The organism is Cellulomonas phragmiteti (assembly GCF_016862775.1).
GTDB lineage: Bacteria > Actinomycetota > Actinomycetes > Actinomycetales > Cellulomonadaceae > Cellulomonas > Cellulomonas phragmiteti.
This window is the reverse complement of the sequence record NZ_BONP01000009.1, coordinates 95,152-108,326: the sequence shown is the minus strand read 5'-3', so window position 1 is coordinate 108,326 and position 13,175 is coordinate 95,152. Positions and strand designations below refer to the sequence as shown.

Annotated in this window: 14 protein-coding genes; 8 read left to right on the top strand and 6 right to left on the bottom strand. The window is 74.7% G+C overall.

Annotation, left to right across the window (positions count from 1 at the left end; all coding sequences use genetic code 11):
- Positions 1-4 precede the first annotated feature (4 nt).
- From Cph01nite_RS09535 to Cph01nite_RS09525, 3 genes are read left to right on the top strand one after another with little or no spacing between them, the layout of a single operon-like run.
- A complete protein-coding gene (locus Cph01nite_RS09535) occupies positions 5-691 on the top strand; it encodes a ThuA domain-containing protein (protein WP_203673577.1) in 687 nt (228 codons plus the stop codon).
- Positions 676-1,773 (top strand): Gfo/Idh/MocA family protein, encoded by a 1,098-nt coding sequence (locus Cph01nite_RS09530; RefSeq protein WP_203673575.1) that lies wholly within the window; start codon positions 676-678, stop codon positions 1,771-1,773. The genes Cph01nite_RS09535 and Cph01nite_RS09530 overlap by 16 nt, the downstream gene beginning before the upstream one ends.
- A 1-nt stretch (position 1,774) precedes the next feature.
- On the top strand, positions 1,775-2,971 hold the full coding sequence (locus Cph01nite_RS09525) for a Gfo/Idh/MocA family protein (protein ID WP_203673573.1): 1,197 nt from the start codon (positions 1,775-1,777) through the stop codon (positions 2,969-2,971).
- 33 nt (positions 2,972-3,004) lie between these two features.
- Here Cph01nite_RS09525 and rnhA read toward each other — a convergent pair whose 3' ends face one another.
- Genes rnhA through Cph01nite_RS09505 form a run of 4 tightly spaced genes read right to left on the bottom strand, consistent with a single transcriptional unit; the run spans position 3,005 to position 5,861 of the window.
- Entirely contained in the window at positions 3,005-3,439 is a 435-nt protein-coding gene (rnhA, locus tag Cph01nite_RS09520) for a ribonuclease HI (RefSeq protein ID WP_203673702.1), read from the bottom strand.
- Between the two features lie 55 nt (positions 3,440-3,494).
- Positions 3,495-3,893 (bottom strand): type II toxin-antitoxin system VapC family toxin, encoded by a 399-nt coding sequence (locus tag Cph01nite_RS09515; protein ID WP_203673571.1) that lies wholly within the window; start codon positions 3,891-3,893, stop codon positions 3,495-3,497.
- Positions 3,884-4,102, bottom strand: coding sequence for a type II toxin-antitoxin system Phd/YefM family antitoxin (locus Cph01nite_RS09510; RefSeq protein ID WP_203673569.1), 219 nt, complete (start codon positions 4,100-4,102; stop codon positions 3,884-3,886). The genes Cph01nite_RS09515 and Cph01nite_RS09510 overlap by 10 nt, the downstream gene beginning before the upstream one ends.
- Before the next feature lie 52 nt (positions 4,103-4,154).
- Positions 4,155-5,861: an AMP-binding protein gene (locus Cph01nite_RS09505; protein WP_239069165.1), complete on the bottom strand. Its 1,707-nt coding sequence runs from the start codon at positions 5,859-5,861 to the stop codon at positions 4,155-4,157.
- A 156-nt stretch (positions 5,862-6,017) separates the two neighbouring features.
- On the opposite strand from Cph01nite_RS09505, the gene mgtE reads away from it, so the two are divergent.
- The 5 genes from mgtE to ybaK all read left to right on the top strand — a co-directional run bounded on the left by mgtE (position 6,018) and on the right by ybaK (position 12,093).
- Positions 6,018-7,337 carry a magnesium transporter gene (mgtE, locus tag Cph01nite_RS09500; RefSeq protein WP_203673567.1) on the top strand — a complete coding sequence of 440 codons (1,320 nt, stop codon included), beginning with the start codon at positions 6,018-6,020 and terminating at the stop codon, positions 7,335-7,337.
- A 32-nt stretch (positions 7,338-7,369) separates the two neighbouring features.
- The gene (locus Cph01nite_RS09495) at positions 7,370-8,200 is read left to right on the top strand and encodes an aminoglycoside 3'-phosphotransferase (RefSeq protein WP_203673565.1); all 831 of its coding nucleotides are present in this window, start codon (positions 7,370-7,372) and stop codon (positions 8,198-8,200) included.
- 72 nt (positions 8,201-8,272) lie between these two features.
- Complete coding sequence (locus Cph01nite_RS09490; protein WP_203673564.1) at positions 8,273-10,876, top strand: DEAD/DEAH box helicase; 2,604 nt, start codon at positions 8,273-8,275, stop codon at positions 10,874-10,876.
- Between the two features lie 93 nt (positions 10,877-10,969).
- Positions 10,970-11,575 (top strand): VIT1/CCC1 transporter family protein, encoded by a 606-nt coding sequence (locus Cph01nite_RS09485; RefSeq protein ID WP_203673562.1) that lies wholly within the window; start codon positions 10,970-10,972, stop codon positions 11,573-11,575.
- Positions 11,576-11,592: 17 nt separating this feature from the next.
- Positions 11,593-12,093 (top strand): Cys-tRNA(Pro) deacylase, encoded by a 501-nt coding sequence (gene ybaK, locus Cph01nite_RS09480; RefSeq protein ID WP_203673560.1) that lies wholly within the window; start codon positions 11,593-11,595, stop codon positions 12,091-12,093.
- A 35-nt stretch (positions 12,094-12,128) separates the two neighbouring features.
- Here the strand turns inward: ybaK and Cph01nite_RS09475 are convergent, their stop codons facing one another.
- Positions 12,129-12,527, bottom strand: a complete 399-nt coding sequence (locus Cph01nite_RS09475) for a YccF domain-containing protein (RefSeq protein ID WP_203673558.1) — start codon at positions 12,525-12,527, stop codon at positions 12,129-12,131.
- 74 nt (positions 12,528-12,601) lie between these two features.
- Positions 12,602-13,153, bottom strand: coding sequence for a YqgE/AlgH family protein (locus Cph01nite_RS09470; RefSeq protein ID WP_203673555.1), 552 nt, complete (start codon positions 13,151-13,153; stop codon positions 12,602-12,604).
- Positions 13,154-13,175 lie beyond the last annotated feature (22 nt).

The following is a 13,175-nucleotide window of genomic DNA, read 5'->3' as shown; positions in this document are numbered from 1 at the left end:
CCACGTGAAGCAGGCTCTGGTCGTCCGGGGCGGCTGGGACGGGCACGCGCCCGTCGCCGCGACGGACATGTTCCTCCCCCATCTCGAGGCGTCGGGCTTCACCGTCCGCGTCGTCGACACCCCCGAGGTCTACGCGGAACCCGCGATGGCCGACGTCGACCTGGTCGTGCAGTGCTACACGATGGGCGAGGCCTCCGGGGCCGCCGTCGCGGGCCTGCGTGACGCCGTCCGGGCCGGCACCGGCCTGGTCGGCTGGCACGGCGGCATCGCCGACTCGTTCCGCAACAGCTCCGACTACCTGCAGCTGATCGGCGGGCAGTTCGCCACCCACCCGTCCCAGCACCCCGACGAGTGCCACGGCGACCAGTCCGACAACTACCTGCCCTACACGGTCGACATGCTCCCGGAGGCCGCGGCCCACCCCGTCACCGCCGGGATCGCGTCGTTCGAGCTGACGACCGAGCAGTACTGGGTGCTGACCGACGGCCTGTGCGACGTCCTGGCCACCACGACGCACCCCGCCCCGGAGTGGCACCCGTGGCACCGTGAGCTGACCGTCCCCGCCGTGTGGACGCGGCAGTGGGGCGCCGGGCGCATCTGCGTCGTGACGCCCGGCCACAGCCTGGACGTCCTCGAGCACCCCAGCGTGCGCACGATGATCGAGCGGAGCATGGTGTGGGCGAGCCGCTGAGGGTCGGCGTCGTCGGGTGCGGCGTCATCTCGAACGCCTACCTGACGACCGCCGCGGGCACGGACGAGCTCGAGATCGTCGCCGTCGCGGACCTCGACCGCACCCGGGCCGAGGACGCCGGCCGGCGCCACGACGTGCCCGTCCTCGACCTGCCGGACCTGCTGGCGCACGACGGCGTCGAGTGGGTGCTCGACCTCACGACGCCCGGCGCGCACGAGGAGGTCGCGCTGGCCGCGATCGCCCACGGCCGGTCGGTCTACAACGAGAAGCCGCTGTGCGCGACGGTCGCCCAGGCGCGCCGCGTCGTCGACGCCGCCACGGCGGCCGGCGTCTCGGTCGGCGGCGCACCGGACACCGTGCTCGGCACGGGCGTGCAGACGGCCCGCGCGGCCGTCGAGTCCGGTGCGATCGGGCGCCCGGTCGCCGCGACCGCCACGATGGCCTCCGGCGGCCACGAGTCCTGGCACCCGCACCCGGACTTCTACTACGCCCCCGGCGGCGGCCCGCTGCTCGACATGGGCCCGTACTACCTGACGGCCCTCGTCCACCTGCTCGGGCCCGTCACGGCGGTGCAGGGCGTGGCGACCCGGCCACGCGCGCACCGCACGATCGGGCAGGGCCCGCGCGCCGGGGAGCAGGTGCCGGTGGACGTCGCGACGCACGTCACGGCGCTCGTCGAGCACGCGTCGGGCGCGGTCACGACGCTCCTCATGAGCTTCGACGCCCCCGCGTCCCTCGCCCGCCCGCTGGAGATCCACGGCGAGCAGGGCTCGCTGCTGGTCCCCGACCCCAACCGGTTCGACGGCGACGTGCAGGTGCACGCGCGCGGCGACGAGTGGCGCACGCTGCCCCCGTCGGCCGGGTACGCCGGTGCCGGGCGCGGCGCCGGCCTCGTCGATGCCGCCCGCAGCGCCGACCGCCGCACCACGCGCGCGTCGGCGGACGTCGCGCTGCACGTGCTCGACACGATGGAGACCGTGCTGCGCGCCGCCGACGCGGGCGCCAGGCTGGAGGTCGCGAGCACGTGCGACGTCCCGCCGCTCGTGCCGCTCACCGACCTCGCGTCCCGACCGGAGGCCTGACATGGTCCGTACCCCCGCACAGCGCCTCGGCACCGGGCGTCTCGGCGTCGGCATGATCGGCCACGCGTTCATGGGCCTGGCCCACTCGCACGCGTGGCAGACCGCGCCCCGGTTCTTCGACCTACCGCTGACGCCGGACCTGGCGGTCGTCGCCGGCCGCGACGCGCAGCGCACGGCCACCGCCGCGGACCGCCTGGGGTGGCGCTCCTCGACGACCGACTGGCGCGAGCTGCTCGGCCGCGAGGACGTCGACCTGATCGACATCTGCACCCCGGGCGACACGCACGCCGAGATCGCGATCGCGGCGCTGCAGGCCGGCAAGCACGTGCTGTGCGAGAAGCCGCTGGCCAACTCGGTCGCCGAGGCGCAGGCCATGGTCGCGGCGGCACAGGCCGCCCCCGACCAGGTCGCCATGGTCGGCTACTCCTACCGTCGCGTCCCGGCGATCGCGCTGGCGCGCCGGCTCGTCGCCGAGGGGCGCATCGGGACGGTGCGGCACGCGCGCGGCCTGTACCTGCAGGACTGGCTCTCGGACCCCGCGACCCCGCTGTCATGGCGGCTCGACAAGGCCGTGGCAGGCTCGGGGTCGCTCGGGGACATCGGCGCGCACGTCATCGACCTCGTGCAGCACATCACCGGCGAGCACCTCACGGGGGTCTCGGCGCAGCTCGCGACGTTCGTCGAGGAGCGGCCCGTGGCGTCGTCGTTCGGCGGCCTGTCCGGCGTCGGCGACGCCGGCGGGGCGACGGGCCCGGTGACGGTCGACGACGCCGCGGTGTTCACGTCACGGCTGTCCGGCGGCGGGCTCGCGATCTTCGAGGCGACCCGGTTCGCCCTCGGCCGGCGCAACGCGATCCGCGTCGAGATCAACGGCACTGACGGGTCGCTCGCGTTCGACTTCGAGGACATGAACGTCCTGCACGTCTACGACGCGCACGACCCTGCGGGCCTGCAGGGCTTCCGGCGCGTGTACGTGACCGAGCCCGAGCACCCGTACACCGGCAGCTGGTGGCCCACCGGCCACGGCCTGGGGTACGAGCACGCGTTCACCCACCAGGTGGTCGACCTCGTCGAGGCGATCGCGGCCGGCACGCACCCGGCGCCGACGTTCGCCGACGGCCTGCAGGTGCAGCAGGTGCTCGACGCGGTGGAGCGCTCGGCGGCCGACGACGCGCGGTGGACGCCCGTCGCGACCTGACGCCGGACGACGGCCCGGGCGGGCACCGGCCGGTCAGCGACCGGCGCCCGCCCGCACGTCGTCGACGCCCCGGTTCGCGAGCGCGTCCGCCCGCTCGTTGCCGGGGTCGCCGGCGTGGCCCTTCACCCAGACCCAGGTCACGTGGTGGCGCTGCACCTCGGCGTCGAGCGCCTCCCACAGCTCCTTGTTCTTCACGGGCTTCTTGTCACCCGTGAGCCAGCCCTTGCGCTTCCAGTTCGGGAGCCACTTCGTCAGCCCGTTCATGACGTACGTCGAGTCGACGTGCAGCGTCACGCGGCAGGGCCGCTTGAGAGCACGCAGGCCCTCGATGACGGCCGTGAGCTCCATGCGGTTGTTGGTCGTCGCGGCCTCGCCGCCCCAGAGCTCCTTCTCCTGGTCGCCGAAGCGCATCCAGGCACCCCACCCCCCGACGCCGGGGTTGCCCTTGCAGGCGCCGTCGGTCCACATCTCCACCAGGGCCAGGTCGTCGGTCTCGCTCACGCGCACACGGTACGTGGCGCGCTCACCACGTGAGGACCGGCGCGCGCCCGAACCCGGTGATCGCCGCGTCCTGCGTCACGAGCCGCGCGTTCTCGACGACCGACTGCGCCACGAGCAGCCGGTCGAACGGGTCGCGGTGGGCCCACTCGAGCCGGCCACCGAGCAGGGCGTGCTCCGCGGTCACTGCGAGCTCGGTGGCGCCGATCTCCGCCACCCGGTGCCCCCACCCGTCGACGAGGTCGCCGGCGTCGAGCCTGCCGAGCCGGTGCTTCGTGGCGATCTCGAGCGCCGACACCGCCGAGACGAGCAGGTCGATCTCGGGGTCCGCGAGGCGGTCCTGCACGTCGCGGGGCACGCGGCGCGGTTCGCCGAGCAACCAGAGCAGGACGTGGGTGTCGAGGAGGTACGCACTCACTCCCACGCCGCCAGCTCGTCCTGCGGCAGCGGCTCGAAGAAGGTGTCGGGCACGATGAGGTGCATCGTGCCGAAGACGCGTGGGCTCGTCGTGACCGGGACGAGCCGTACCGCGGGGCGTCCGGCGCGTGCGATCACGACGTCCTCACCACGCTCGGCACGCGCGACGAGGTCGGACAGGTGCGCCTTGGCGTCCTGCACGTTCATGGTCGTCATGCCGCGACGGTAGCCCCTGGACGGCGCGCTGGTCCAGGGGTGCTGGTCCAGGTCAGTCGGACGTCGTCACCTTGTCCCGCACGACGCGCCGCAGCACCTTGCCGACCTGCGAGCGCGGCAGGTCCGCCAGCACGACGAGGCGACGCGGCACCGCGTACCGTGCCAGGCGCGTCTCGCACCACGCCTTCACGGCGGCGAGGTCGACGCCGAGCGCCCCCTCGTCGAGCACGACGGCGGCGACGACGCGCTCCCCCATGTCGCCGGCGGGCTCGCCGACCACGGCGACGTCCCGCACGCCGGGCATGCCGCGCAGGTGGTCCTCGACCTGCGAGGGGTACACCTTGAAGCCGCCGGTGACGATCATCTCCTTCATGCGGTCGACGAGGACGACCATGCCGTCGTCGTCGACGCGCACGACGTCCCCGGTCCGCAGCCAGCCGCCGTCGAGCAGCTGGTGCGCGGTCTCCTCCGGCCGCTTCCAGTACCCCTGGAAGACCTGCGGCCCCGAGATCAGCAGCTCGCCCTGCTCACCCACCGCGACGTCCCGCGTGGGGTCCTCCTGGTCGACGACGCGGATGCGCGTCGAGGGGAACGGCAGGCCGAGCGCGCCGGGCCGGCGGTCCGGGCTCAGGGGGTTGCCGAGGGCGACGGGTGACGTCTCGGTCATGCCGTAGCCCTCGGAGACCAGGCCGCCGGTGACGCGCTCCCAGCGCTCGGCCGTCGCGCGCGGCAGGGCCATGGCGCCGCTGATCGAGTAGCGGAAGGACGTGAGGTCGGCACCCGTCTCCTCGGCCGCCGCCGCCAGCCGGTCGAGCATCGGTGGCACCGCGGGCAGGAAGGTCCCGGGGCGGCGGCGCTGCGCGGCGAGCACGCGCGCCGGGTCGAACGAGGGCAGCACGACGAGCGTCGCCGCGATCCGCACGGAGTACGCGAGGCACAGCGTGAGGCCGAAGGCGTGGAAGAAGGGCAGGACGCCGTAGACGACCTCGGTGCCGGGGGTGGCCTGCGTCCACGTCTGGCCCTGCAGGGCGTTGGCGACGAGGTTGCGGTGGGTCAGCACGGCGGCCTTGGGTGTGCCGGTGGTCCCGCCGGTGTACTGCAGGAGGGCCACGTCCGCGGCCTGCGGGGCGGTGGGTGGCACGAGCGGGGCAGCGGCCGCGAGCAGGCGGTGCCAGTGCGGGACGTCGGCCGGGACGGGCCCGCGCATCGCGGCACGGGTCGCGCGCGCGGCGGGGACCGGCAGCCGCAGCGCCCAGCGGGACGTCCGCGGCAGGTCCGCCGAGAGGTCGACGGCGACGACGTGCCGCAGGTCGGTGCGCTCGCGCCCGGCGAGCACGCGCGGCACGGCCTGCTCCCAGACGAGCGCGACGGTCGCCCCGGAGTCGGCCAGCTGGTGCGCGAGCTCGTCCGCGGTGTACGTCGGGTTGTGCTCGACGACGACGGCACCGAGCCGCAGCGCGGACCAGAACGCGACGACGTGCGCGGTGCAGTTGGGCAGCACGAGGGCGACGCGGTCACCGGCGCGGACGCCCAGGTCGTGCAGCACCCGCGTGCCGCGCTCGACCTGCGCGCCGAGCTCGGCGTGGGTGGTCGCCCGGCCGAGGAAGTCGACGGCGACGCGGTCTGCGTGGTCGCGCACGGCGCGGTCCAGCGTGGCCGTCAGCGGCTCGTCGGGGATCTCGATGTCGCGGGGGACGCCGTGCGGCCAGGCCGCCGGCAGGTCACGGGGCTCGTCGGGTCCGACGGCGGGGTTGTTCACTACTCGAGCGTAACCTACGGGCGCGTAGGTTACGCGGGCGTAGGGTCCCGCCGCGGGACTCCGCGGGCCGGGACGGCGCGCACGCTCACGGGTGACTCGCCTAGGCTGCCGGACGGCCCCCGCCCCAGCGGACGACGACCGACACCAGGAGCCACCGTGAGCCCACCCGGTCCCGTCGACTCGATCGACCTGCAGGAGCAGCGCGCACGGCTGGCCGCGCTCGACGTCCCCGACGTGGTCCACGAGCTGGGCCGCCTCGCGCCCACCGGTCGGGCCGTCGCGTTCCGGCTCCTGGACAAGGGGCGTGCCGTCGAGGTCTTCGAGGACCTCGACCCCGCCCTGCAGGCCGAGCTCGTCGCCTCGCTCCAGGGGGAGGCCGCCTCGATCTTCGGCGCGCTCGACCCCGACGACCGCGCCGCACTGCTCGACGAGGTCCCCGCCGGCGTCGCCCGGCGCCTGCTGGCCGCCCTCGCACCCGACGAGCGGGTCGCGACGGCCTCCCTGCTCGGCTACCCGGAGGGCTCCGCCGGCCGCCGCATGTCGCCCGAGGTGGTGGCCGTGCACGTCGGCACCACGGTGGGCGCGACGATCGACCGGGTGCGCGCGGCCGGCGAGGACGCCGAGACGGTCTACCTCGTCCCGGTCGTCGGCGACGGGCTGCGCGTCGAGGGCGTGGTCTCGCTGCGCCGGCTCGTGCTGTCCGACCCGGCCACGCCCGTCGAGGACGTCATGACCTCGCCCGCCACGACCGTGCACGCCACCGACGACGCCGAGGACGCCGCCAACGTGGTGCGCGACGGCGGGTTCGTCGGCGTGCCCGTCGTCGACGGGGAGGACCGCCTCGTCGGCGTGCTCACGGTCGACGACGCCATGCGCGTCCTGGAGGCCGAGGACGACGAGGACTCCGCCCGCACCGGTGGCACCGAGCCCCTGCGGCGGCCGTACCTGTCCGTCTCGGTGCTCGGACTCGTGCGCTCGCGCGTGGTGTGGCTCCTCATGCTCATCGTCGCGGCGTCGCTCACCGTCGGCGTGCAGTCCTACTTCGAGGACGAGCTCGCCCAGGTCGTCGCGCTCGCGCTGTTCGTGCCCCTGCTCATCGGCACGGGCGGCAACGCCGGATCGCAGGCCGCGACCACCGTGGTGCGCGCGAGCGCGGTCGGCGACGTGCGCACGGGCGACGTCGCGCGCGTCGTCGGACGCGAGATGCTCACCGGCCTGCTGCTGGGCATCACGCTCGCGGTCGTCGGTGTGGGGCCGGCGATCCTGGTCGCCGGGCCGCAGATCGGCGTCGTGCTGGCACTGACCGTGGTGGCCGTCTGCACGCTGGCGACCACCGTAGGGTCGAGCGTGCCGCTGCTCGCCAAGCGCGTCGGGATCGACCCCGCGATCGTGTCGGCCCCCTTCATCTCCACGTTCGTCGACACGACGGGCCTCATCGTGTACTTCTCGATCGCCAAGGCCGTCCTCGGGATCTGAGGACCGGGCGCGGCAGGTGGCAGGATCGGCGGATGCCACCCGAGCACGCCGCCCTGCCGCCGACCGGGGCCCGCATCTTCCGCGAGATCCCCTCAGGGCCCGTGCCCGTGCCGGTCGCCGTCGAGCGGCTGGCCGACGGCGACGCGGTCGATCCCGTGTGGGTCAACGAGGCCGGCGGCACGACCTTCCGCCTCGGCACCTCCCGCTACGTCAAGTGGACGCCGGCCGGTGTCACGCAGGTGGACCTCGCCGCGGAGGCCACCCGGCTGACCTGGGCGTCGGCGTTCACCCGCGTCCCCGAGGTCCTGGACCTGGGCGCCGACGAGGACGGCACGTGGCTGGTCACCGCGGCGATCCGGGCCCGCAGCGCGGTGGTCCCGCCGTGGGTCGACCGGCCGGTCGAGGCGGCGACGGCGATCGGCACCGGGCTGCGGGCCCTGCACGACGCCCTGCCCGTTGGCGAGTGCCCGTTCGACTGGTCGGTGACGTCCCGCGTGGCGACGGCGATGGAGCACCTCGACGCCGGCGACACCCCTGCGTCGTGGTCGCCGGAGCACCGGGACCTCACCGTCGACGAGGCCCGCGCGCGCCTGCGCGACGTGCCGCCGGTGGACCGGCTCGTCGTGTGCCACGCCGACGCGTGCGCCCCGAACACGCTCATCGGGGACGACGGGCGCTGGGCCGCCCACGTCGACCTGGGCCGGCTCGGCGTCGCCGACCGCTGGGCCGACCTGGCGATCGCGGCCTGGAGCACCGTGTGGAACTACGGGCCGGGGTACGAGCACCACGTCTACGACGCCTACGGCGTCGAGCCCGACGCCGACCGGATCGCCTTCTACCGCCTGCTGTGGGACGCGACCTGACCGACCGCCACCCGGCCGACGGCGGCACCGCCACACCGTGAGGGCACGCCGCGACCGTGCGAGGATCGCCCGGTGCCGACCGACGCCACCACCCTGACCGACCGCCTGCCCACCGGTGACGCCGCGCACGACCCCGACGCCCTCTACGAGGTGTTCTCGACCTGGGCCGGCGACCAGGGCCTGACGCTGTACCCGCACCAGGAGGAGGCCCTGCTCGAGCTCCTCACGGGCTCGCACGTGATCCTGTCGACGCCGACGGGGTCGGGCAAGTCGCTCGCGGGCGTGGCCGCGCACGCCGTCGCCCTCGCGCAGGGCCGTCGCTCGTACTACACCGCGCCTATCAAGGCCCTGGTCAGCGAGAAGTTCTTCGCCCTGGTCGACGTCTTCGGGTCCGCCAACGTCGGCATGGTCACCGGCGACTCCGCGATCAACTCCGACGCACCGATCGTGTGCTGCACGTCGGAGATCCTCGCCAACCAGGCGCTGCGCGACGGGCCCGACGCGGACGTCGGCCTGGTCGTCATGGACGAGTTCCACTACTACGCCGACCCGCAGCGCGGCTGGGCGTGGCAGGTGCCCCTGCTCGAGCTGACGCGCACGCAGTTCCTGCTGATGTCCGCCACCCTCGGCGATGTCAGCTTCTTCGTCGAGGACCTGACCCGCCGCTCGGGCCGCGACGTGGCCGTCGTCGCCAACGCCGAGCGGCCCGTGCCCCTGACCTTCTCCTACTCCGTCGAGCCCCTGCACGAGCTGCTCGACGAGCTCGTGACGACCCGCCGCGCCCCCGTCTACGTCGTGCACTTCACGCAGAAGGAGGCCGTCGAGCGGGCCCAGACCCTGATGTCGACCCCGCTGGCGAGCCGCGAGCAGCGCGACGCGATCGCCGCGGAGCTCGGTGGCTTCCGGTTCGGCCCCGGCTTCGGCACGACCCTCTCGCGGCTGCTGCGCCACGGCGTGGGCGTGCACCACGCCGGCATGCTGCCCAAGTACCGGCGCGTCGTCGAGCGGCTCACGCAGCGCGGCCTGCTGCCGGTGGTGTGCGGCACCGACACCCTCGGCGTCGGCATCAACGTGCCGATCCGCACGGTCGTCCTGACGAGCCTGGTGAAGTACGACGGCGTGCGCATGCGGCACCTGTCTGCGCGCGAGTTCCACCAGATCGCCGGCCGCGCCGGGCGCGCCGGGTTCGACACCGTCGGCGAGGTCGTCGTGCAGGCGCCCGACCACGTCGTCGAGAACCGCCGGGCGCTGGCCAAGGCCGGGGACGACCCGCGCAAGCAGAAGAAGATCGTCCGCAAGCAGGCGCCGTCGGGGCACGTCAACTGGACCGACAAGACGTACGAGCGCCTGCGGGACGCGCCGCCCGAGCCGCTGACGTCGAGCTTCCAGGTGTCGCACGCGATGGTCCTGCACGTGCTGCAGCGCGGGCGGGACGGACGCGGCGACCCCGTCGCCGTCATGACGCACCTGCTGACCGACAACCACGAGCCGGACAGCGCCCGCGCGCGGCACGTCCGGCGCGCGGTCGACGTGTACCGCTCGCTGCGTGCGGGCGGCGTCGTCGAGCGCCCGTGGGTCGACGACCCGGCGGCTCCGGGCGGGCGCCGCCGGACCGTGCAGCTGGTCGCGGACCTGCCGTTCAACTTCGCGCTCGACCAGGCGCTGTCCCCGTTCGCGTACGCCGCGCTCGACCTGCTCGACCCGGCCGACCCGGGGTACGCGCACGACGTCGTCTCCGTCATCGAGGCCACGCTCGACGACCCCCGTCAGGTGCTCGCCGCGCAGGAGAACAAGGCGCGCGGCGAGGCCGTGGCCGCGATGAAGTCCGAGGGCCTGGAGTACGACGAGCGCATGGCGCTGCTCGAGGACGTCACGTACCCGCGCCCGCTGGCCGAGCTGCTCGAGGCCACGTTCGCGACGTACCGGCGCACCAACCCCTGGGTGGCCGACCTGGCGCTGTCCCCCAAGTCCGTGGTCCGCGAGATGCACGAGCGAGCGGCGACGTTCGCCGAGTACGTCCGGCTCTACTCGCTGGACCGCACCGAGGGCGTCCTGCTGCGCTACCTCGCCGACGCGTACCGCGCGCTGCGCCGCACGGTGCCCGAGGACCGCCGCACCGAGGAGCTCGAGGAGCTCGTCGCGTGGCTCGGCGACCTGGTGCGGCGCACCGACTCGAGCCTGCTCGACGAGTGGGAGCGCCTCGCCGACCCGGCGGCGGCGCTCGAGGCCGTCGCCGACGCGGAGACCGGGGACGCTCCCCCGCCGCCCGTCACGGCCGACCCGCGGGTGTTCCGCGCGCTCGTGCGCGGCGCGATGTTCCGCCGGGTCGAGCTCGCCGCGCGCGAGCGGTGGGGGGCGCTCGCCGCCCTGGGCGACGTGGACGGCGACGGCGAGGCCTGGACGGCCGACCGCTGGGCCGACGCGATCGAGCCGTACTTCGACGACCACGACGAGATGGGCACGGGCGCCTCCGCGCGCGGCCCGGCGCTGTTCCAGGTGACCCCCGGCACGGCGGCGGTCGCGCACGGCCCCGCCGCGGGCACGTGGCACGTCCGCCAGGTGCTCGACGACCCGGCGGGCGACCACGACTGGCGCATCGACGCCCTCGTCGACCTCGTGGCGTCCGACGAGGCCGGCGAGGTCCGCCTGCGCGTCCTGGACGCCGGCCCTCTCTGACCCGTCGACAGGTGAGGCAGGCCTGCGTCTGCGCAGGTCAGGGCAGCCTTTCCTGCGATGACAGCACCCGGCGGGCAGGCCTACCGTGGAGCCATGACCACGACCACCACGCGACCCGGCGGGCTCGGTGCGCTGCTGCACCGCACGCCCGGACCGGCCGCTGCCGCGTCGAACGCCGGGCTGAACTGGCTGCGCGCGGGCGTCCTCGGGGCGAACGACGGCATCGTGTCCGTCGCGGCGACCGTGGTGGGGGTCGCGGGAGCCGCCGCGTCGACGTCGACGATCGCCCTGGCCGGCGGCGCGGCCCTCGTCGCGGGCGCCCTGTCGATGGCATCGGGCGAGTACGTGTCCGTCAGCAGCCAGCGGGACGCCGAGCGCGTCGCCGCCGCGTCCGGCCGGCCCATCAACGACGTCGACCACGACTTCACCAACCCCTGGCACGCCGCGCTGGCCTCCATGCTGGCGTTCACCGCGGGGGCGCTCATCCCGCTCCTCGTCGTGCTGGCGCCGTGGACCACGGCCGCGCGCGTCCCGGCGACGTTCGGCGCCGTCCTGCTCGCGCTCGTCCTGACCGGGTGGACGTCGTCACGCTTCACCGGGGCGTCGCACGCCCGCTCGGTGCTCCGCAACGTGCTCGGCGGATCGCTCGCGATGGCCGTGACCTACGGGGTCGGCGTCCTGGTGGGCACCGCGCTCTGACGCCCTACCCTGGTCCCGTGGCCAGGAAGGACGCCCGGACCGGCACCGGCACCCCCGCGCTCGTCGCGCTCGCCGAGGCCGGGGTCCCGCACACGGCCCGGACGTACGAGCACGACCCGGCGAGCGACCTCGGCTACGGCCTGGAGGCCGCCCACCTGCTCGGCGTCCCCCCGGAGCAGGTCTTCAAGACCCTCGTCGCCGACGTCGACGGCGTGCTCACCGTCGCCGTCGTCCCCGTGACCGGGCGCCTGGACCTCAAGGCCCTCGCGGCAGCCGTCGGGGGCAAGCGCGGCACGATGGCGGAGCCGCACGCGGCGCAGCGGGCGACCGGCTACGTCCTCGGCGGCATCTCGCCCCTGGGGCAGCGCACCGCGTTGCGCACCGTCGTCGACGAGACGGTGTGGTTGTTCGACACCGTGCTCGTCTCCGGCGGCCGGCGCGGCCTGGACGTCGAGCTCTCCCCCGACGACCTCGTGCGGCTCACCGACGCCGTCGTCGCGGACGTGGCCCGCGACTGACGCTGCGCGACGCCGGGCGTCAGCGGCCGCAGGCGTCAGCGCCCGTAGGCCGCGAACGCGCGGTCCGTCGGCACGATCTCCTTGCCCAGCGGCACCAGGGACACCGGGATGAGCTTGAGGTTCGCGATGCCCAGCGGGATGCCGATGATCGACACGAAGAGCGGGATCGCCGTCGTCACGTGCCCGATCGCGAGCCAGATGCCGGCGACGAGCACCCAGATCACGTTGCCGATGGTCGACATGGCGCCGGCCGTCGGCTTCTCGACGACGGTGCGCCCGAACGGCCAGAGCACGTAGCTCGCGATCCGGAACGACGCGATGCCGAACGGGATCGTGACGATCAGCGCGCAGCAGACGATGCCCGCGAGCACGTAGCCCAGCGCGAGCCAGGCGCCGGCGAGCACGAGCCAGATGACGTTCAGCAGGGTCTTCACGCGACGACTCTGCCACCCCGCCCCGCCCGCCGGCATCCGGGATCCCCCCGATCCGTCCCCCACCCGGCCGACGCTCAGTTCAGCGACGCGTCCTCCGGGGCCGTCGACAGCAGGGCGAGGTCCCCCGGCTGGCGGCGCAGGACGCGCCGCCACAACCCACGGGGGTCGGAGCTGAACACGTCGCCCGGCTCGAGGTCGACGACGAACCAGCCGCCCGCGTCGACCTCGTCGTCGAGCTGGCCGGCCGACCACCCCGCGTACCCGATGAACACACGTAGCGCGCGCACCGCGTCGACCACCAGGGCGGGCGGGGCGTCGAGGTCGACGACGCCGAGCCGGCCGGTCAGCGGACGCACGCCGGGCGGGGCGTCCGCGTCAGGGAGGTCGGCGAGCGCCAGCGCGGTGTCGCGCGCCACGGGCCCGCCCTGGAACAGCCGCCCCGGCGTGCTCAGGTGGGCCTGCCACTGCGGCAGGACGTGCCGGGCGTCGACCTCCAGCGGCCGGTCGAGGACGACGCCGAGCGCGCCCGCCGCGGTGTGCTCCAGGACCAGCACGACGGCACGCCGGAAGCTGCGGTCGCGCAGCCCTGGCGTCGCGACGAGCAGCCGTCCCGTGCAGTCCTCCACCCCGCCAGCATGCGACCGTCCC